General features: G+C 61.6%; 21 protein-coding genes and 1 pseudogene. 14 read left to right on the plus strand and 8 right to left on the minus strand.

The genetic code is table 11. The features are described 5' to 3' along the window. Positions 1 to 55 precede the first annotated feature (55 nt). From HJB84_RS19195 to HJB84_RS19210, 4 genes are all read left to right on the plus strand, one after another. Positions 56 to 694 carry a 2-dehydro-3-deoxy-phosphogluconate aldolase gene (locus HJB84_RS19195; RefSeq protein WP_207581833.1) on the plus strand — a complete coding sequence of 213 codons (639 nt, stop codon included), beginning with the start codon at positions 56 to 58 and terminating at the stop codon, positions 692 to 694. A gap of 113 nt (positions 695 to 807) precedes the next feature. Continuing rightward, entirely contained in the window at positions 808 to 1527 is a 720-nt protein-coding gene (locus tag HJB84_RS19200; protein WP_207581832.1) for a tellurite resistance TerB family protein, read from the plus strand. 107 nt (positions 1528 to 1634) lie between these two features. Then, on the plus strand, positions 1635 to 2330 hold the full coding sequence (locus HJB84_RS19205; protein WP_221116606.1) for a GNAT family N-acetyltransferase: 696 nt from the start codon (positions 1635 to 1637) through the stop codon (positions 2328 to 2330). Beyond that, a complete protein-coding gene (locus HJB84_RS19210) occupies positions 2327 to 2533 on the plus strand; it encodes a hypothetical protein (protein WP_221116607.1) in 207 nt (68 codons plus the stop codon). The genes HJB84_RS19205 and HJB84_RS19210 overlap by 4 nt, the downstream gene beginning before the upstream one ends. A gap of 2 nt (positions 2534 to 2535) precedes the next feature. On the opposite strand, the gene HJB84_RS19215 is transcribed toward HJB84_RS19210, so the two are convergent. From HJB84_RS19215 to HJB84_RS19225, 3 genes are all read right to left on the minus strand, one after another. Then, positions 2536 to 3612 (minus strand): nickel/cobalt transporter, encoded by a 1077-nt coding sequence (locus HJB84_RS19215; RefSeq protein WP_207581829.1) that lies wholly within the window; start codon positions 3610 to 3612, stop codon positions 2536 to 2538. After that, the gene (locus HJB84_RS19220; RefSeq protein WP_221116608.1) at positions 3606 to 4247 is read right to left on the minus strand and encodes a DUF1007 family protein; all 642 of its coding nucleotides are present in this window, start codon (positions 4245 to 4247) and stop codon (positions 3606 to 3608) included. The genes HJB84_RS19215 and HJB84_RS19220 overlap by 7 nt, the downstream gene beginning before the upstream one ends. A 122-nt stretch (positions 4248 to 4369) precedes the next feature. Next, positions 4370 to 5263, minus strand: a complete 894-nt coding sequence (locus tag HJB84_RS19225) for a LysR family transcriptional regulator (RefSeq protein ID WP_221116609.1) — start codon at positions 5261 to 5263, stop codon at positions 4370 to 4372. A 529-nt stretch (positions 5264 to 5792) separates the two neighbouring features. Here HJB84_RS19225 and odc2 point away from each other — a divergent pair. From odc2 to HJB84_RS19240, 3 genes are all read left to right on the plus strand, one after another. Further along, on the plus strand, positions 5793 to 6926 hold the full coding sequence (gene odc2, locus HJB84_RS19230; RefSeq protein ID WP_221116610.1) for an ornithine/lysine decarboxylase: 1134 nt from the start codon (positions 5793 to 5795) through the stop codon (positions 6924 to 6926). Positions 6927 to 7020: 94 nt separating this feature from the next. Further along, a complete protein-coding gene (locus HJB84_RS19235; protein WP_221116611.1) occupies positions 7021 to 7611 on the plus strand; it encodes a GNAT family N-acetyltransferase in 591 nt (196 codons plus the stop codon). Positions 7612 to 7876: 265 nt separating this feature from the next. Beyond that, on the plus strand, positions 7877 to 9034 hold the full coding sequence (locus tag HJB84_RS19240) for a GGDEF domain-containing protein (protein WP_221116612.1): 1158 nt from the start codon (positions 7877 to 7879) through the stop codon (positions 9032 to 9034). A 33-nt stretch (positions 9035 to 9067) separates the two neighbouring features. On the opposite strand, the gene cysE is transcribed toward HJB84_RS19240, so the two are convergent. The 5 genes and pseudogenes from cysE to HJB84_RS19265 all read right to left on the minus strand — a co-directional run bounded on the left by cysE (position 9068) and on the right by HJB84_RS19265 (position 13508). Beyond that, complete coding sequence (gene cysE, locus HJB84_RS19245; protein ID WP_207581823.1) at positions 9068 to 9886, minus strand: serine O-acetyltransferase; 819 nt, start codon at positions 9884 to 9886, stop codon at positions 9068 to 9070. Between the two features lie 109 nt (positions 9887 to 9995). Continuing rightward, positions 9996 to 10501, minus strand: a pseudogene (locus tag HJB84_RS19250) (GNAT family N-acetyltransferase). A 6-nt stretch (positions 10502 to 10507) separates the two neighbouring features. Further along, on the minus strand, positions 10508 to 11497 hold the full coding sequence (locus tag HJB84_RS19255) for a WD40 repeat domain-containing protein (RefSeq protein WP_221116613.1): 990 nt from the start codon (positions 11495 to 11497) through the stop codon (positions 10508 to 10510). Beyond that, on the minus strand, positions 11497 to 12573 hold the full coding sequence (locus HJB84_RS19260; protein WP_221116614.1) for a GTP-binding protein: 1077 nt from the start codon (positions 12571 to 12573) through the stop codon (positions 11497 to 11499). Before HJB84_RS19260 ends, HJB84_RS19255 begins: the two co-directional genes overlap by 1 nt. Before the next feature lie 146 nt (positions 12574 to 12719). Further along, the gene (locus tag HJB84_RS19265) at positions 12720 to 13508 is read right to left on the minus strand and encodes a creatininase family protein (protein WP_221116615.1); all 789 of its coding nucleotides are present in this window, start codon (positions 13506 to 13508) and stop codon (positions 12720 to 12722) included. An 85-nt stretch (positions 13509 to 13593) separates the two neighbouring features. On the opposite strand from HJB84_RS19265, the gene HJB84_RS19270 reads away from it, so the two are divergent. From HJB84_RS19270 to HJB84_RS19300, 7 genes are all read left to right on the plus strand, one after another. Further along, positions 13594 to 14106 (plus strand): MarR family winged helix-turn-helix transcriptional regulator, encoded by a 513-nt coding sequence (locus tag HJB84_RS19270; protein ID WP_221116639.1) that lies wholly within the window; start codon positions 13594 to 13596, stop codon positions 14104 to 14106. Between the two features lie 116 nt (positions 14107 to 14222). Continuing rightward, positions 14223 to 15245: a LacI family DNA-binding transcriptional regulator gene (locus HJB84_RS19275; protein WP_007631775.1), complete on the plus strand. Its 1023-nt coding sequence runs from the start codon at positions 14223 to 14225 to the stop codon at positions 15243 to 15245. Positions 15246 to 15274: 29 nt separating this feature from the next. Further along, positions 15275 to 16231 carry a 2-hydroxyacid dehydrogenase gene (locus HJB84_RS19280; RefSeq protein WP_221116616.1) on the plus strand — a complete coding sequence of 319 codons (957 nt, stop codon included), beginning with the start codon at positions 15275 to 15277 and terminating at the stop codon, positions 16229 to 16231. A 200-nt stretch (positions 16232 to 16431) separates the two neighbouring features. Next, entirely contained in the window at positions 16432 to 17607 is a 1176-nt protein-coding gene (locus tag HJB84_RS19285; RefSeq protein WP_221116617.1) for a Toxic anion resistance protein (TelA), read from the plus strand. 22 nt (positions 17608 to 17629) lie between these two features. Further along, positions 17630 to 18337: a TerD family protein gene (locus HJB84_RS19290; protein WP_221116618.1), complete on the plus strand. Its 708-nt coding sequence runs from the start codon at positions 17630 to 17632 to the stop codon at positions 18335 to 18337. Positions 18338 to 18407: 70 nt separating this feature from the next. Further along, the gene (locus HJB84_RS19295; RefSeq protein WP_311044998.1) at positions 18408 to 19388 is read left to right on the plus strand and encodes a hypothetical protein; all 981 of its coding nucleotides are present in this window, start codon (positions 18408 to 18410) and stop codon (positions 19386 to 19388) included. A 2-nt stretch (positions 19389 to 19390) separates the two neighbouring features. After that, positions 19391 to 20170 carry a VWA domain-containing protein gene (locus HJB84_RS19300; RefSeq protein WP_207581815.1) on the plus strand — a complete coding sequence of 260 codons (780 nt, stop codon included), beginning with the start codon at positions 19391 to 19393 and terminating at the stop codon, positions 20168 to 20170. Positions 20171 to 20172 lie beyond the last annotated feature (2 nt).

Raw genomic sequence — 20172 nt, forward strand, 5'->3', positions numbered from 1 at the left:
CGACGGGGGCGTTATTCGGGGACGAATTCAATCGTTTCAAGGAGGTCGCGCGACCATGGGCGAGAAAACAGAGAAGCTCCTTTCCATCCTGAAACTCCAGCCTGTCGTTCCGGTCTTGATCGTCGACGATGTGAAATCGGCGGTGTCGCTGGCCCGCGCGCTCGTTGCGGGCGGTCTGAAGGCGATCGAGATCACCATGCGCACGCCGGCGGCACTCGAGGCCGTACGCGCCGTCGCCGCTGAGGTCGAGGGCGCCGAAGTCGGCGCCGGCACGATCCTCAATGCCGCTCATTGGGAAGCCGCCGTCGAGGCCGGTTCGAAATTCATCGTCAGCCCGGGCACGACGCAGGAACTGCTTGATGCCGCTGCCGATTCCGATGTGCCGCTGCTTCCCGGCGCTGCGACCGCCAGCGAAGTCATGGCGTTACGCGAAGAAGGCTACCAGGTGCTGAAGTTCTTCCCGGCGGAGCAGGCCGGTGGCGCGGCCTTGCTGAAAGCGCTCTCTTCGCCGCTTGCCGGCACGCTGTTCTGCCCGACCGGCGGCATTTCGCTGAAGAACGCCAATGACTATCTCTCGCTGCCGAACGTCATCTGCGTCGGCGGCTCCTGGGTGGCGCCGAAGGAGCTGGTCGCAGCCGGCGACTGGGCGGGGATCACCAAGCTCGCGGCAGAAGCGGCGGCGCTGAAGGCCTGAGGTCGGTAGGCGGCGGGGAGCGTCACGCTACAACCCCGCTCAACCCCATATTTGTATTCCAGCCGTCGCAAACCTATGTACGCTTCCAGCCTCAAACAGGGAGATGACGAGGAATGTTCGACGCAAGGAAGCTTCTCGACCAGTTCTTGGGTTCGCAGGTGCCGGGTCTCGGCGGTTCGGTCCGCGACAGGGCGGGTGATGCGGTCCAGACGGCCAGGAACAACCCGCTGGCGACCGGTGCGATCGCCGCCGCGCTTCTCGGCACCAAGACCGGCCGCGGTATTGCCGGCAATGCACTGGCGATCGGCGGGCTTGCCGCCATTGCCGGCCTCGGCTATCAGGCCTACAAGAATTACCAGGCGGGGCAAGCGCCCGCAGCCCCTTCGGATGCACCCTCGGCAAACAATCCGGTTCTCCTGCCGCCGCCTGTCGAATCCGGTTTCGGGCCGACGTCACCAGCCGGCAGCAATGAATTCGTGCTGGTGCTGATCCGCGCGATGATCGCCGCGGCCAAGGCCGACGGCCATATCGACGATGCCGAACGCGCCCTGATCATGGACAAGGTCAAGGCTGCCGATGTCAGCGGCGAAGCCGCCGCCTTTATCGAGCGCGAACTTGCGTCGCCGACCGATATCGATGCGCTGGTGGCCGCCGCGACGACGGAAGAACAGCGCGTCGAACTCTACACCGCCTCGCGGCTCACCATCGAGCCGGATTCGCGCGCCGAGCGCGGTTATCTCGATCTGCTTGCCGGCAGGCTCGGCCTTGCCGACCAGTTGGTCGATCATATCGAGGCGACGGTCGCCTCCGCCAAGGTTACCTTGTCCCAGTGATGGGGTCCCGGTGATGGGGTCCCAGTGATTGGGTCACAGTAACAAGTCGGCCGGTTGCCTTTGTCGGGCGGCTGGCCTATCCACTCTTCGGATAAAGGGGAGTGAACATGCGCGATCTTGCAAATTTCAAGGGCTGTCCGGCGCCGAAGCCGGTCACACTGAAGGGCCGTTTCGTCACCGTCGAACCCTATCGGCGCGCCGAACATCTCGAAGCGCTGTGGGACGGGCTTGGCGGCATGGGCATCAACCCGTTGCTTCTCTATTTTGCTCAAGACGACTTTTCCGGTATCGAGGATTTCGCCAACTGGCTTGAAACCGTCTATACCAACTCCGGCTGGCTCACCCATATCTTCCGTGACAATGCCACCGGCAAGATTCTGGGGATGGCGAACTACATGCGCGCCGACCCGGCAAACGGCGTGGTCGAAATCGGCGGGGTAGCGCATGGTCCTGAGATGAAGCGTTCGCCGCTGTCGACCGAAGTGCATTACCTGATGGCCAAGCATGTCTTCGAGGATCTCGGCTACCGCCGCTACGAATGGAAATGCGACAATAACAACGAGGCGAGCAAGACGACGGCCGCCCGTTACGGCTTCAGCTTCGAAGGGGTCTTCCGCCAGCACATGATCTCCAAGCGTCGCAACCGTGACACTGCCTGGTTCTCGATGATCGATACGGAATGGCCGCTGATCAACGATGCCTTCGAAACCTGGCTTTCGCCGGAAAATTTCGACGCGGCCGGCAACCAGATCCGCCGCCTGCAGGATATTCGTGCCGATCTGGAAAAGGAAAGGCTCGCGTGAGCCCGGAGAGCCGCTCGCAGGCCATTGCCGCCGCCGTCATCTTGCTTGGCGCCGGCCTGGTCATCTATTTCCTGCCAAGCATCGTTCTGTGGATCGGCAATTTCTCGCCGACGCTCGGCATCGCAGTCGGCGCCTGCCTGATCCTGGCGTTTTTCGCGGTCTTCTGGCTACGAGCGCGCTATCAGCGGAGCAGGGGAAAGTAGGCCTATCCCTGCAGCGATGCCGCGAGCAGCAGGGCGCCCATCAGCATGACGAGCACGGCGCCGAGGATTTCGATGGCATTGCCGATCCAGATCGAGGCGGTCGAGCCGCGCCCGGAGAGGCGCACAGCGGCACTCTTGGCGGTTACTGCAAGCGTGGCAAGCAGCGAAACGGTAATCGCCGTGCCTAGCGACATGGCGGCGACCGACAGCACGCCGCCGAGATAGAGCCCGTTCAGCATCGAGAAGGTCATCACCAGCAATGCGCCGGAGCAGGGGCGAAGACCGACGGCGACAATCGCCGACCAGGCCTCGCGGGCGCTGAACCTGTCGCCGGCGAGCAGGGCCGGATCAGGCACATGGGCATTGCCGCAGGTTTCGCAGGCCATGCCGGGAACGAAGGTATGGCCCGCGTCGACAGGCTGCGCCTTGCCGTTGAAGGCATAGGCCTGGCGTTCGGCTGCATTGTCCTTCCAATCGAGCATTATGCTGACCGGACCGGCTGGCGTCGCCACCAGACGGCGGCGCGGCATGTTGCCCGCCATCGAGCGCAGTTTGCGAAATAGCAGCCAGCCGCCGAAGAGGATGACCATGACGAAGCTTGCGATCTCCATCGCATGGGTCGCCGCCGTCAATGTGATGCCGGTGCCGCGCAGCACCAGCCAGGCGCCGCCAACCAGCGCCACTGCCACCACGCCCTGGACGAAAGCCGAAATGAAGGAAATCACCACGCCGCGTTTCAGCTCGATCTCGTTGGCGATCATGTAGGAGGAGATGACCGCCTTGCCGTGGCCGGGGCCAGCGGCATGGAAGACGCCATAGGCGAAGGAGAGGCCGATCAGCGATGTTAGCTGCCACGGGTCTTGGCGCATGCCCTTTAATGCGCCGGTCAGCGCCCGGTAGAAGGCCTGCTGCTCATAGTTCACATAGAGCAAGAGCGGTGCGAGCGGCCCGCCGGTCGGCTGAAAGCTCGGCTCCGCCGTGCCGATGCCGAGCGGCGATTGCGCATGGACAAGGCTTGCCGCCGTCAGGAGCGTCAAGGCAGCGGCGGAAAAGATGAAGGGCAGGCGTTTTGTCAGCATGTGACCTCCAGCCGGGTGGCGAAGAGCTTGGACATGTTGGTGCCGGTGGGATCATTGAAGAAGGCGTCCGTCAGCGACTGCTTGTTCTGCGAGATCACCTGGTCGGCATCGGGTCGCACCACCTGACGCTTGCAGGCCTTGAAGCCGTCGCCGACGATTGCCAGTTCGTCGTCGGTGGGAAAGTCGATTGAGGTGTAGAGCGTCGGGTCGTAGACGCCAAAGGTGAGCCTGCCCTTAAGCGGCATCTTCTCCGCCGGCTTGACCGCGAAGAACATCAGGAGCTGGCCGTCCTTATAGTCGACATGGATGATGTCGGGCTTCTGAACGGTGATGTTCTTCCCGTTGATGGTCAGGTTCATGTAATAATCGTATTCGGAAAGCGACTGCTTCACCGTTTTCCCGACCTCCGCGAGTTCGTTCGGCTCCAGCTTCAGGTCGGTGTTCTTGTCGAAATCCATGACCACTGAGGAAGAGAAGACTTCGTCGAAGCGCCAGACGTTGCGCAGTTCCTCGATGTTGCCATCCTTGTCGGCCACGACCTCGAGGCGGGCCTCCACGAAGATGTGTGGATGGGCAAGGGCGGCGGCCGGCGCCAGTGAAGCAAGCGCGGCCATCAGTATCGTCGAATATCTCATCTATCCCGCTGCCCTGTTCGGTGACCCTGACTTCTTGCCAGAAATTGGGACGGAATTGGGACCGGATTCCCTACTGGATTCAGATAGCCGCGGGTCGCGATGTCGCATCCGCAAGGGCGGCGCTACGGATGTTTCTTGAACCAGTTGTTGAGGTAGTCGACGAAGATCCTCACCTTGGCCGGCAGGTAGCGGCGGTGCGGATATACGGCATAGATGCCGCGGTCGGTCGGGATATAGTCATTGAACAGTGTGACCAGTTCTCCGCTCTCGATTGGCTTGCGAGCGATGAAATCCGGGATGAAGGCAATGCCGATGCCGCTGAGTGCGGCGCGCAATGTCGCATGCGGACTGTTGACCTCCATCGGCCCGGAAACGGCGACGGCGAACGAGGTATTATCGGGGTTGTGGAATCGGATGCTCGCCTGGGTGCGCGCATTGGTATCGACGATGAAGGGGACGTTGGAAATATCGGTGGGATGCTCGATGTTGGGATAGCGCTCGAGAAATTCCGGCGTGGCGCAGAGATGGATCCGGAAATCGGAGATCTTGCGGGCGATCATGCCGGAATCCTCGAGCTTGGTGATGCGGATCGCCACGTCGAAGCCTTCCTCGATCAGATCGACAAACCGGTCGTCGGCGGCGATCTCCAGCGAAAGGTCCGGATTCTCCTTGGCAAAATCGATCAGCGACTGGCCAACATCGGCATCGACGAAGGTGCGCGGCACTGAGATGCGAAGCCGTCCTTTGAGTTGCGCATTGTTTTCGCGCACGAGATCGGCGAGGTTGTCGATCTCCTTGAGGATATCGGAGGCGGTGCGGTAATAGGTATGGCCGGCCTCGGTCATGGAGAACTGCCGGGTGGTGCGGTTGAGGAGCAGCGCGCCGAGCTCATCCTCCAACTCGCGCACATATTTGGAGAGCAGCGCCTTGGAGCGGCCGGTGCGCCGCGCGGCGGCGGAAAATCCTTCGGCTTCGACGACATCGATGAAAGCACGTATGCGGGTCAAGGTATCCATGGACGTCCCTTACGCTGTTTCGGAATGTTGAACAAATCGGCTCGTTTTGTTCAATTATTTTTTTGGCCCCGCGATCAAAAAATCGCTTGATTATGAAGGCGAATATTCTTATTTCCACATCAGCCCAAAGTCGCACGTGCCCATGGGTGTCCGCCGAACCCTCGAATTGGTGAGGAAATCGGTAAGGTACCTGGAATTAACCCCTCCAGTCGCTATTCCGGCCAACCGGAAAATGCGAGGACGCCTGAAGCAACGACGGTGCGGGCCTTTTTGTTCTCTCCCTGCTTTCCATCAGCGGGGGTTACTGAAGAGGCACACCATCATTGCCGGAAGTGCGGTTGGGATTCTCCCTCCAATCCATGGCAGACAAAGCCGAACTTACACCGCATGGCGGCGTTGGTTCACTATCTGCGCATCGAGCGCTTGCTATGGTTCCGGGGTCTCCACCGGCTGGTTCCAATGCGGGTTCTCGTATGCCCTTTGTCCTCCGGTTCATGCCGGAGCTCTGGAACTGGAAGAGGGAATCGATATGACCACCCAGCGCATCCGCGACTTTCTCGCAACCCGACGTCCCGACGGTCCCTGCCTCGTGGTTGACCTCGACGTCATCAGTGACAATTTCCACGCTTTCCGTCACGCAATGCCGGACAGCGCCATCTACTACGCCGTCAAGGCCAACCCGGCCCCCGAAGTGCTGAAGCTGCTTGCAGGCCTCGGCTCCAATTTCGATTGCGCATCCGTTGCCGAAATCGAAATGGCGCTCGAAGCCGGTGCGACAGCCGCTCGCATCTCCTTTGGCAATACGATCAAGAAGGAACGCGACGTTGCCCGCGCGCATGCGCTCGGCGTCAGCCTCTTTGCTGTCGACAGCCACGAGGAAGTCGAGAAGATCTCGCGCGCTGCTCCCGGCGCCCGTCTCTTCTGCCGCGTGCTGACGGATGGCGAAGGCGCCGAATGGCCGCTGTCGCGCAAGTTCGGCTGCGTCCCGCAGATGGCTGTCGACGTTCTCGTCTACGCCCATCAGCTTGGCCTGCAGTCCTACGGCGTCTCGTTCCATGTCGGTTCGCAGATGACCAAGGTCGATGCCTGGGATTCGGCGCTTGCTGATGCCAAGCGCGTCTTCGTATCGCTTGCCAAGCAGGGCATCCACCTGCAGATGGTCAACATGGGCGGCGGCTTCCCGACCAAGTACCTGCGCGACGTTCCGTCCGCAGAAGCTTACGGCAAGTCGATCTACCAGGCACTGCGAACGCATTTCGGCAACCAGATCCCGCAGACGATCATCGAGCCGGGCCGCGGCATGGTCGGCAATGCCGGCGTCATCAAGGCGGAAGTCGTGCTGATTTCGAAGAAGTCGGACAATGACGATGCCCGCTGGGTATTCCTCGACATCGGCAAGTTCGGCGGTCTCGCCGAGACGATGGACGAAGCCATCCGCTATCCGATCCGCACGGATCACGACGGCGACGAGATGGAGCCCTGCGTCATCGCCGGCCCGACCTGCGATTCGGCCGACGTGCTCTACGAGAAGAACCTCTATCCGCTGCCGATCTCCCTTTCGATCGGCGACGAGGTCCTGATCGAAGGCACCGGCGCCTATACGACGACCTATTCGGCCGTCGCTTTCAACGGTTTCGAGCCGCTGAAGGCCTACGTCATCTAAGATCGTTTCCGCCGGCCCCGTAACCAGCCGGGGCGGCAAATTCACAATTTTCCTTCATCGCCGCTGATAACGGTATTGGGTACGGGAGGCCAAGATGGCCGCTGTTCTTGATTCTGTCCGCGCATTCTTTGCGCCTACCACTTTTGCCATCGACGCCGAAAATCCCTCGGATGTCGTAGCCCGCGAGACCTTGCTCGACCGCGTCATGGGCGCCGATCGCCGCAAGAAGTCGTCGGAAAAGATCCGCCGCAACCGCATTCCGGCCGAAGGCCTGGCGCTGGTCGCGCGCGATCGCGACGGCCATGTCATCGGCTCGGTGCGGCTCTGGAACATCGAGGCCGGCGTCAATGACGAGGGCACGCCGATTAATGCGCTGCTGCTCGGTCCGCTCGCCGTTGCGCCCCATCTCGGCGGCAAGGGCATCGGTTCGGCGCTGATGCGCGCGGCGATCCTCGAAGCCAAGAAGCGCGGACATGGCGCCGTCCTGCTCGTCGGCGATGCTGCCTATTACGAGCGTTTCGGCTTTTTTGCCGAGAAGGCTCGCCATCTTGTCATGCCGGGTCCGTTCGAACGCTCGCGCTTTCTGGCGCTCGAGTTGACGGAAGGCTGGCTCGACGGCGCGGCCGGCATGATCGTCCCCTCGGGGCGCATGCTGGCTGGCGCGCCGGTTCGCCGCGCAGCCTGAAGCAACAGCCGGTCGGGTCGGACTCGTTCCGCCTAGCCGGCAATATCCGCGCCGTTTGATCATGGAGGCAGGCGGGCCTGCCGTGATTGCGGCGCGGATTATTCTTTTGGGTACCGCGGCGCATGGTTACCGGGATGCCCTGTGAAGATGCCAACACAATCGCCTGCAGCAGGGAAAAACCCGTAATCGTTAAACTTTTAGCGAAGCCCCCAATCAAACCGCAAAACGCTTCCTGTACGTTCCCCGAGAATTTCGGGAAAGCGTCATGCTGCTGGATCTCAGGACAATCTATTTCATTGTGGCCGTGAGCTGCTTCGTGCAGGGCATGCTCCAGCTTGCAGCCTATGCGACCGGCCGCTTCGAGAGGTGGCCGCTGTGGTGGGGCCTGAGCAACATTCTTGTCGGCCTCGGTTCTTTCCTCGTCGCCTTGCGCAATCTCGTTCCCTACTCCGTCTCGATCGACGGCGGTAACGTGGTGACCATCGCCGGCTACATGCTGATGTTCTTTGCCGTGCGCGTCTTTTCGGGACGAGCGCTCGAGCAGCGCTATTTCTGGCTTGCCATCGTTCTCGTCAGCGTGCCTGTCGCACTTATTGTCAGAGATCCTTCGGCAGTGTCGGCGAGGCTTCTCTATGTCTCCGTCATTTGCTGCCTCTGCGACCTTGCCGTCGCAAGGGAGGCAATCCGTATTGCCCGGTGCGAGAGGCTGTATTCGGCAGCCCTGCTTGTCGGCCTGTATGTTTGCACTGCCTCGATCTTTGCGGTTCGCAGTCTTCTTGCGGCGACCGGCGAAATCGGCGGGCCGGATCCATTCGGCAGCAGTGTGGTCCATAGCTGGATGGCGGTATCGGCGGTTGCTTTCATCATGCTTCGCAGCGTGGCCATGGTGCTGATGGCCGCCGAGCGCAGCCGAAATCAGCTGACTGAACTCGCCCACCGCGACCCGCTGACCGGCGCGCTCAATCGCGGTGGCCTTGCCCAGCATCTGCCTACTCTCGGTTCGCAGCCGGTATCGCTGCTCATCATCGATATCGACCATTTCAAGCAGTTGAACGACCGGCATGGCCACGCCGCCGGCGACGATATCCTGCGGCTTTTCGCCAGCGTTTCGAGAGGCATCATGCGCTCGGACGATCTGCTCGCCCGTCAAGGCGGCGATGAGTTTCTTGCCGTGCTGAAAAATGTCTCCCTCGAAGATGCTATGGTGATTGCCGATCGCATCCGTCTCGCCTTCGCCGCCGCCGTGATGCAGTGCCCCGATCTGGCCGTCTTTCCGACCCTGAGTATCGGCGTTGCCGCGTGTGGGCAAAACGGCGGAGATTTTGAAAGGCTGATTCAGAAGGCGGATGAGGCACTCTATCGTTCGAAACGCGAAGGCCGCAACCGGGTCGAAGCCTTCGGAGAAACGCACCAAGCCGCGTAGGAACGGCGCGAACTCGCCCATCTCAAAGTGATCCTAGATATTCTGGTCCATCGTCTCGGCCGGGATTTCGTCGGCGCGGTGGACGCGCACGAGCGTTGCCGGCACGCCGGCGACCGTGCAATGCTCCGGAACCGGCTTCAGCACGACGCTGCCGGCGGCGACCTTGCTGAAGGCGCCGATTTCGATATTGCCGAGGATCTTGGCGCCCGCGCCGATCATCACGCCGTGGCGGATTTTCGGGTGGCGATCGCCAGTCTCCTTGCCGGTGCCGCCGAGCGTGACATTCTGCAGGATCGATACCTCATCCTCGATCACCGCCGTTTCGCCGATGACGATGCCCGAGCCGTGATCAAGCATGATGGAAGCGCCGATCCGCGCGGCCGGATGGATATCCGGGCCGAAGACTAGCGAGGCGAGATTGGCGAGCCAGCTGGCGATCTCCGGTCGGCCGGCGTTCCAGAGCGCGTGGGCGATGCGGTGGGTCTGCAGCGCATGAAACCCCTTGAGGTTCAGGAGCGCGTGCAGAAATGTCGTGCAGGCCGGATCGCGCTCACGCACGGCAACAAGATCCGCCTCGATCTTCCGCATGATATCATCATCAAGCATGGACAGGATGAGATCGAACAGATCGCCAGTTGCCACCTGCGTCGCGGACAGCCGCGCGGCCAGCACATGGGCGATGATTTCTTTGTTGCCTGCAGCATTGGTTATTTGCACCGCAAGCAATTGCTGCAAAATCGGCTCGCGTCCGGCAAGCGCAACTGCCTCGGCGCGGATGACGGCCCAGACGGATGCGCCGTCCGAAGGCTGCGACTGTTGCTCGGCCAAACCGAGGTCGGTCGATTTCGACATTCCCGTTTCCTCTGTCCGAGGCGGCGCAAGACGCCGCCTGCGCGGGGCACATATTTGGCCAGCCAAGACATTTGGCATGCCCGCCACTTTGCGGCGTTAGTCCGTTATTCTAGCCGCCAGACGGTTGCAGGCCGGGCATCAGCTCCGGAAGCCTGCGCCAATAATAGAGCACATCCGGCTCTCTTTCCTCATTATCAGTACCGTCGGTCTCCTCCTCGGCGGCAAAACCGTGTCGTACCTAGAACGCCCGTGCGCCGGTATTGCGCTGAAACGGCCAGAGCCTGATCTTGTCCATTTCCTGCTTGGCACAGCCGAGGAGCAGAGAGCCGGTGCCCAAACCCTGGAAATCCGGGAGAACGTAAAGCTGCTCTATCCAGCCGTCGCCATAGGCGATGACACCGACGAGCCGGTTTTCCAAGGCGGCGCCAAGGATCGTGCAATTCGGCAGCAGATGCATGCGCCAGTACTGTTCTTCCTCTTCGGGCGTATGAAGATCCGGCAGCCAAGGCAGTCGTTGCCGCAGGGAGACACGCCTGATTCCGGCTACGGCTTGCATGTGGTCGGCGGTGAGCGTCACGACTTCAGGCCCGATAGGATATCGTCCGTTGCCGCCAATGTGCGTCAAGCCGAAATATCGATGACGCCGCAGTCGCCGGCTTCGGAAGCGAAGGCGAGCAGCTTGCCGTTCTTGCTCCAGCTCATCGCTGTGACGGCGCCTTTGCCGGGGCGGCGCAACAGCGCCTCCTTGCTGTCGGCGATGCGGACGGCCAGAATCATGCCGTCGATGAAGCCGATGGCGAGGATATCTTCGAGCGGATGGAATTTCACCGCGGTTGCCATGATATTGGCGCGAGTGCCGAGTTCGAGCGGCGCCTTGCCCATCGGCCCGTCCTTGCCCTGGAAGGGCCAGACGATGGCGGCCGGCGCGCCAGACGAGGCGAGCCATTTGCCCTTGACCGACCAGGAGAGCGATTTGACCTTGGCGGGGTAGCCGGTCATGCGCATGTGGCGGGCTTCGGAGCCCGGCTTGCTGTCGAGTTTCCAGCCGTGAAGCGCGTTTTCCTGCATCGAAGTGACGAGGAAATTACCGTCCGGCGAAAAGGTGACGCCGGTATGCGCACCCTTCCATTCGAGATCGACTGGTTTGGCGGTCGTGCCGATCCAGTGCAGCGACACGCCGTTATACCGCGCGGCCGCGATGCGCAGGCCCTTCGGCGCAAAGGCAAGGCCCTCGACCGTGCGCTCCTCTGCAAATTCCTTGGTCGTCCCGTCGGCAAGGCGCACGAGCGAACTTTTGCCGTAGGAATAGGCAATGGCCCCTTGCGGGCCGGCCGCGACCTGCGAGATCCACTTGCGCGGCGCGGTGGCGAGTTCGCTGACGCTGCCGTCGGCTGAAATGCGCAGCACCTTGCCATCCTCGCCGCCCGAAATCAGGCTCTCGCTATAGGGATCGCGGATGGCGGTGAGCATGCCCTGATGGGCTTCAGAAACCCTGTCGCCGCCGTCCAGCCGGTGAAACGTGCCGTTGGCGCTGGCGAAGAAGGGGACATCACCTAAAAATTCGACGGCCAGAACGTGGCCGTCGAGATCAAGCGGTGCAACTGTCGGCATCAGGCGGCTGCCTCGCAGGCCTTGAAGGAGGCTTCGAGCTTCTCGCGGTCGAGATCGCGGCCAATGAAGACGAGACGGCTCTCGTGCTTTTCGCCTTCCTTCCACGGCCGCTGGTGATCACCTTCGATGATCATGTGCACGCCTTGGACGACGTACCGCTCGGGATCATCCTTGAAGGCGATGATGCCCTTGAGGCGGAGAATGTTCGGTCCCTGCGTCTGGGTGATCTTCTGGATCCAGGGGAAGAAGCGCTCCGCGTTCATCTCGCCGCCGCGCAGCGATACCGACTGCACCGTCACATCATGGATCGCCGACATGGCGCCATGGTGATGATGCTCGTGCCCGTGGTGATCATGATCGTGATGATGGTGGTCGTGATCGCAATCCGGGCCGCAGACATGGTCGTCATGGCCGTGCTCGAGGAAATGCGGATCGTTTTCGAGCGCGCGCTCCAGGTTGAAGGCGCCCTGATCGAGCACACGAGCGAGGTCGACGCCGGAGCGGCTGGTCTTATAGACGCGGGCGGCCGGGTTGATGGCGCGGACGATGTCCTCGATCACAGCAAGTTCTTCAGGAGTCACGAGGTCGGTCTTGTTGATGACGACGACGTCGGCGAAGGCGATCTGGTCTTCGGCCTCGCGGCTGTCCTTCAGACGCAGCGGCAGGTGCTTGGCGTCAACCAGGGCGATGACGGCGTCGAGCTCGGTCTTGGCGCGCACATCATCGTCCATGAAGAAGGTCTGGGCGACCGGCACCGGATCGGCAAGACCGGTCGTTTCGACGATGATGCCGTCGAAGCGGCCGGGACGGCGCATCAGCCCTTCGACGACGCGGATCAGGTCGCCGCGCACTGTGCAACAGACGCAGCCGTTGTTCATCTCGTAGATTTCTTCGTCCGACTCGACGATCAGGTCGTTGTCGATGCCGATTTCGCCGAACTCATTGACGATGACCGCATATTTCTTGCCGTGGTTTTCGGAAAGGATGCGGTTGAGCAAGGTCGTCTTGCCGGCGCCGAGATATCCGGTGAGCACGGTAACGGGAATAGGCTTCTGGGTGGGAATCGCGTCGGTCATGAGAACCTCTAGGATTAGGCGTGCGGCCGAGTAGCTTCAGATCGGCTGCTTGAACGGTTGGTCTCATATAATGGCATGGGCGCGGCAGTTCAAAGGGTTTTATAATGTTATAAGATCACATCATCCGTCCGGCCCAGATGACCCATTCACCGGAGCTGCGTGACATCGAAGGCATCGACATCTTCCAGCAGTTCCACCAGTCCCTTGACCGCATGCGCAATCAGCGCCTCGCCCTTTTCAGCTGTCGCCGCCGCGGCGTTGCCCACCACGCCTTCTGCGTTGAGATCCGACATCTTCCAGCCGAATGCGTGCGGCCCATAGGCGCGCAGATGCTTGAAACGCCTGGCAAATTCGCTCTGTCGCGAAGGGAAATCCGCCGCTTTCGTCATATCCACCCTGCCCGGATGAAGCGCCAGCATCACCGAGGTCTCGATATCGCCGCCGTGGATGCCGACCGCCTTTTCCTCCGGCGGGATGACGCCATCGGGCAGGCCGAAGCGGGTCCAGCTCGTCGCCACCGCCAGCATGGCAAAGCGAACCCGCGCCTCGGTCGCGACAATGGTCATGATGGGCGAATTGCCGCCATGAGCGTTCAACATCACCAGTTTGCGGATGCCCTGCTTCGCCAAGCCTTCGGCGATTCCGAGCCAGCGGTCCACCGCTTCGCCGAAGGCAAGCGTCTTCGTTCCTTCAACATTCATATGCTCTATGGAATAGCTGACGGATTCGGCGGGCAGGAATGTGACGGGAAGGCCAGCCGGTAGGGCCATCCTCAATCGCCTGGCGATGCCTTCGGCAATCAGCGTGTCGGTTTCGAAGGGCAGATGCGGGCCGTGCTGTTCATGAGCGCCGAGCGGCAGCACGGCGATCAGGCAACGCACGTCAACGGCAGAGGCCGGGTCGCTGTCTTCGAAACGGGGCGAAGGCGTCATCATCCAGTCGTTGCCTCTTGTTTATGACGAGATCCTGGGCAATGTCATATCGCAGCGGCGCCAAGGCTTAAAGATCAAAGGGATGGCTATGGGAAAGAAGCAGAAGGACGGCAAGAAGCACAAGTCCAAGAAGAAGGACAAGACCGAGTATACGCTCGTCGACCTCTCTCCAGCGCTCACCCAGGCGGCTCGCTCCATGCGCACGGTGCTTTCGCGCAACCTTCTCGAAAGCGGGCTCTATGCCGGCCAGGACGGCGTCATCCACTCGCTTGCCGAGAGCGACGGCATGACGGCCGGCGGCCTTGCCCAGAAACTCGGCGTCAAGGCGCCGACGATGACGCGCACGATCGGCCGCATGGAGGCGCAGGGCTTCCTCGAGCGCAAGCCCGACGCCGAGGATGCGCGCCTCACCAAAGTCTATCTCACCGAGCTCGGCCGTGGCAGCGTGGAGGGGATCGAGATGGCGGCCGCGGCCTGCGACAGGCTGGCGACGCTGGAATTCTCCGAAAAGGAAATCCGCAATCTCGTCCGCCTGCTGAAGGCGATCGATGCCAATCTGCAGGCCGAAGCTCTTCATATCGAAGATCCGGATGAAGACTGAAATTTCGCAGAAAGACGAATTGCTTCCACCGATTAAATCTTTTAATTAAACATTTTAAGGGCCACGCCGGTTTTCCGGCGGCTCTTGCTGCTTGCGTGCTGCCTGGAGGAGGACACGTGGTCCAGAAGATCAAGCTTTCGACGATCGCCGAAACGCTCGGCATTTCAACGGCGACCGTATCGCTTGCCTTACGCGACAGTCCGCTCGTCGCCAGCAATACGCGGGACAAGATCAAGGAACAGGCGCGCGCGCTCGGCTATATCTACAATCGCCGCGCTGCCAGCCTTCGCACCTCGCGTTCCGGCATCATCGGCGTCGTCGTGCACGACATTATGAACCCCTTCTACGGGGAGATCCTGAAGGCGATCGAAAGCGAGCTCGATCGCAGCCGCCACACCTTCATCCTTTCCAATCATTACGACAATGTCGAGAAGCAGCGCACCTTCATCGAGACGCTCCTGCAACTCGGCGGCGACGGCGTCATCATGTCACCGGCGATCGGCACGCCGCCTGAGGACGTGCAACTGGCGGAAGACAATGGCATGCCGGCGATCCTGGTTGCGCGCTCGATGGAGGGCCAAGACCTGCCGACCTATCGCGGCGATGACAGCTATGGTATTTCGCTTGCCACCAACCACCTGATCGGCCTCGGCCACCGCTCGATTGCGATGATCGGCGGCACGGACCAGACATCCACCGGCCGCGACCGCTACCAGGGTTACGTCAATGCGCTGCGCAAGGCCGGCATCGAGGTCGATCCGAACCTGCGCATTCCCGGCCCGCGCTCGAAGCAGGGCGGTTTCGAAGCCGCCGTGCATTTCCTCTCGTTGCCACAGAAGCCGACGGCCGCCGTCTGCTGGAACGATCTCGTGGCGATCGGCCTGATGAACGGCATTGCGCGCGCCGGCCTGGTGCCGGGACGCGACATCTCCGTCACCGGTTACGACGATCTTGAGGAGGCATCGATCGCCACCCCGGCGCTGACGACCGTCTGGAACGGCCAGACCGAGGTCGGTCGCCTGGCGGCGCGGGCGCTGCTCGATCGCCTTGCCGGCAGCCACGAGCCCGACGGCATGCATCTGATTAAACCGGAAATGCGCATTCGTCAGTCCACCAGCCCTCATCGGCCCCGCGCCTGAACCAAGACGGTCATCCAAGAGGAAAAGCCATGTCCCGCATCGCCATTCTCGTTCCCGGGAAGATACACGAGCGTGTTCTCGAAAGGCTGAAGGATCGTTTTGAGATCATCGCCGTCGCCCGGGAGGAAAGGCTTGCCCTCGACGACGGGACTGCCGGCCGCATCCGCGGTGTCGCTGTCTCCGGCCCGTTCCCCGGCGCCTGGATCGACCAGCTGCCGCATGTCGAGGTGATCGCCAATTTCGGTGTCGGCTACGACGGCGTCGATGTGAAACAAGCCGCCGAGAAAGGCATCGTCGTCACCAACACGCCTGATGTGCTGAACGACGAGGTCGCCGATACGGCGATCGGCCTGCTGCTCAATACCGTTCGCGAGTTGCCGCGGGCCGAAGCCTGGCTGCGTGCGGGCAACTGGAAGCCGGGCGCGACCTATCCGCTGTCGCGCTTCTCGCTCAAGGGCCGTCATGTCGGGCTTTATGGCCTTGGCCGCATCGGGCTTGAGATCGCCAAGCGGCTGGAGCCGTTCAAGGTGAAGATCAGTTACCACACACGGTCGCGACATGCCGATGCACCCTACGATTATCACCTGACGCTGAAGGGGCTAGCGGAAGCGGTGGACACGCTCATCGCCATCGTTCCGAAGACGCCGCAGACGCATAAGACGATCGACGCCGATATTCTGGCAGCACTCGGCCCGAACGGCATTCTCGTCAATGTCGGCCGCGGCTGGACGGTGGACGAGGCGGCGTTGAGCGCGGCGCTTGCCTCCGGGGCTCTCGGGGCGGCCGGCCTCGATGTCTTTTATGAAGAGCCGACTGTGCCGGGTGACCTGTTGGAGCCGACCAATGCCGTGCTCTTGCCGCATGTCGCTTCCGCATCGGTGCCGACGCGCAATGCGATGGCCGATCTGGTCGCCGACAATCTCATTGCCTGGTTCGAGAAAGGTGCAGCGCTGACGCCGGTGTCGGAGACGCCGCAAAAGGGCTAGGCGCGCCGCATAGAAGTTGATTTATGCGAGGTATACAGCGCTGCCAAATCGACTGTGGTTCGTGGATGATATGTTGCCCAGTGCGATGCCGTCGGTTACATTCTCGCCGATTTTACAACTAAGATTCTCAACCTTTCCGTGCGTTTGGGAATTGCGCCGGCGGGCTGCAGGATAAAGGCCGAACAAAGGGGATTGACGGCATGTCGGAGCCAAGTGCGTCGAACACGAAGAGCCTCGAGACCAGCCCGGGCTTGATGCCCGCGCTTTCGACCGGCGGCCTGCCGGCCGTGGTGACGGTCGTTCTTCCGCCGGAGAAAGCCGGCGAGGTCGGCGACCTCGCAGAGCGGTACAGGCTGGCAACGGTCGAGCCGCATCATTTGATTACCTTCGGCCAGGAAGCCATCGGCGGCTTCGGCGCCAAGCTCGATGCCATCCTTTCCCAGATCACCAATGCGCAGTCGCCGGTGCTGTTCGAATTGTTCCGGACGATCCGGGACGGCATCAATGACGCCGATCTCAAAGGGCTCGAAGCAAGCATCCGCGAGAAGCTGAAGGGCAATTTCCTCGAACGCCTGTTGACGGCCGTCGGTCTCGGCGACCCCGCCAAGCGCCTCAAATCGGTGACGGACGAGGTTCGCGGCATGCTGCAGAGCAAGGCCAAATCCCTCGGAGATCTGGTCAGGCCGATGGAGGCTGAGATCGAGGAGGAGAGCGGCAAGCTCATTCTCGAAGTGTCGCGCATGAGCACGCTGGCCGAGGGATATCGCGATACGATCGTGTCTCTCGGCGTTTTCGTCGAGGCCGGAAGACGCATCCTTGCCGATGCCGGCCGCGAGCTCGACCGGTTGACGGAAGAGGCGGCTTCCGGCGATCCGCTCAAGGTGCAGGAAGCCCGCGACTTCTCGCAGAAGCGCGATATCTTCCAGAACCGGGTCCTCGTTCTTGAAACCGCCTATGCCAAGGCGCCGGCCGACCTCGACTCGATCGGCATTGCCCGGGGTGCAGCGCTTGCCACCCTTGCAGATACCGTCACCTCGGCCAATGCGGAATTCAACGACATCAAATCGATGCTGATCCGCCTGCACGCGCTCTTCCAAATGCAGTCGATCCAGCAGATGAACACGATGCGACGTGAACTGCGCGCGTCGCTGCAGCACTATGGATCCGAGGTGCTGGAGGATGTTTCGGTCAATTCGGTCAGGGCGGCCGGCGAGACCCGGCTTGCCGATGCCGATCTGGTGCTCGGCACCGCGCAGCGGCTGCGCAATATCGCCGACAAGGTGGTCGCCGAAGGCGAGCGAAACAAGGAACGTTATGCCGCCGCCCGCGCCAAACTCGAACAAGCCCGGCAAATCGTGACCGATCGTCCGATCTGAGACTTCAGGAGAAAGACAGCGCATGGCAACTTTCAAGCTCAACAAGGGGCAATCATTCCAGATCCAGAAGGAGATCCAGCTCGTCCATTCGGGACTTGTTTGGGATCCGCCCGAAGGTTCGGGGCCGGCCTTTGATCTCGACGTGCATTGTTTTGCGCTGGTCCATCCCGGTGGCGATGCGAACCGCGCGCGGCTCTACAATGAAGGCTCGCATGCACTCTGCTATGCTTTCGTGCGCAGTTCCAGCAATCCGGAAGGGTCTTTGAGCAAGAATGCCGACGGTTCCTTCCAGACGGATGACGGCTCGATGTGGCACGAACGCGACGACCGGACCGGGCGCGGCGGCCTGGTCAAAGGGTCGGAACCCGATGAGGACGGCGACGATGACGATCATGGCGGCGGCCACCATGACGAGGGTTTCCGCGAGGAGTTCAAGATCGTGCTGGCGAAGCTGCCGGACGAGGTTTCCGAGCTTGCCGTCTGGGCGACGATTCATGATGCGGAGCGCAAGAAACAGGATTTCGGCAAGGTCAAGAACGCCTATATCGAAGTTTGTGACGCGATGGATGACGAGCTTTGCCGCTACCAGCTCACCGCCGAATTTGCCGGCAAGACCACGATACAGGTGGCTTCCTTCCTGAAGCAGCCGGACGGATCCTGGCGATTCCATGCCGTCGGTGCAGGATCGAATGCCGGGCTTGGCGACGTCATCCAGGCTTATTTCAACTGAACGGGGGCCTCGTTTGATGAGCGGCAAGGCAGATGGACCGCCGGGAAAGGAGCCGGGCCGGTTGCCCAAGGTGCTTTTTCCAAAAAGCGCCTCGCCTGACGTTGCCCAACCTCCCGGACAATCCACCCAGCCGAAAGTCCTATTCGGTTCGCCGCGACCGCCGATGCTCAAGGGTGACAAGCCGCGTGTTCTCGGCGCCGGGGAAATTCGCCGGCGCATTCCCTGCAGCGTGGAGGCGTTCCTGAAGATCGATCCCGGCGCTGCCGCATCGGTCGCGACGGCAGCGTTGCGCATCGTCGACGGCACCAATCTCGACGATCATTATTTCGACGACGTCGTGCGCTTCGGCGCCCGCCTTCAGACAGAGCATGGCAGGCTTGCCGAAAGCGAACTCGCGCTTGCCGACAGCGAAGCCTTGGCGATGGGAAGGCGTCTTAGCGCCGAACTGCTCCAGCGTCTCGGCGATCTGGATCCAGACCGTGTGTTTGCCGTTCGCGGCGGCGTCTTGAAGGCAATCAAGGCGCTGGCGGCTCCGCGCGATCCCGACAGCCTCTTTCTGCAGCTTTATCCCGACGTGCAGGCCCTGGCGAAGGAGCTCGATGCGCTTGCGCCCGAAATCGTTGCGGTCGCAAAACGGCTTCGCGCCATCGGCAAGGCCTATGCGGCGCTCGGCCGTGATCTCGCCGCACACATCCTGGCGGCGCGCTTCCTGGTCGATCATATCGGCGGAGTTCAGTTTTCCGATCGCGAACGGCAGGCGCATTACACCTCGCAAGCCGACGCGATCGAGACGAGGATTGCCAGCCTGTCGGCGACGAAGGCCACGATCGAGATGAGCATGCATACCGTTGCCGGGCTCGCGCGGCACGTGGACGCGCTCGGACACGCTGGCGATGGCCTGTTGCACGAGGACCTGCCTGCCTGGCATGCAGCCTATTCCGCGGCGCTGACGGCGGCCCGAAGCGCGCAACCGCCAGCGCAGGCTGGCATCAGATCACTGCTTCGCGACATTCATGCGCGCATTCTTGGAAAACTCAGATCGGAGGGATGATAATGACGACATTCAAACTGCACAAGCCCGAGGAAGAAGTTCGACGCGTCGGCTTCGTCCTTCAGAAACAAGGCATTCACGAGCGCATTCCCGCCCAGGTCGGCATCAACATCGATGTCTCGGGCTCGATGACCGACCTTTTCAAATCTGGTGTGGTCCAGGCTGCGCTCGAGCGTATTCTTCCCGTCGCTCTTTATTTCGATGACGACGGGCGTATCGATACTTGGGTGTTTTCCAATCAGGAGAGGATGGCATCGATCGCACCGGCCACCGCCAAAAATTACGAGGGTTACGTCGAGCGTGAAATCATCGGCAACGATGCGCTGAAAGCCGTACTTTGGGGTGGCACGGATTACGGACCGGTCATCCGCTCGAACCTGATGACGTACGGTTTGATGGAAGAGGAGGCGGCTGGCGGCTTGCTCGGCATGATCTTCGGCATGAGCCGCGATACATTCGGCGAGGAGACACGGTCGGGCATTCCGGCGATCAATTACTTCCTCACCGATGGCGAGAATGCCGACAGAGATGCAGCCTGGGCCCTGCTGCAGAAGGCCGAGCATGCCGAATCGCAGATCTACTATGTCATGGTCGGTGTCGGTGACGAGCGTTTCGACTTCTTGCGCAGCGCGGCCGAGCAATTTCCGAATGTCGGCTTCGTCAGCGTCAAGGATCTTGGGGAGTTCGTCGGCAGCGACGACGCCTATGAGAAACTGCTACCGGCGGAGCTCTGCACCTGGCTCAAGCACGAGCATGACGACGAGGACGACGATCACCATTGATG

Origin of the sequence: Rhizobium sp. NZLR1b, assembly GCF_019685155.1 — a bacterium.
Lineage (GTDB): Bacteria > Pseudomonadota > Alphaproteobacteria > Rhizobiales > Rhizobiaceae > Rhizobium.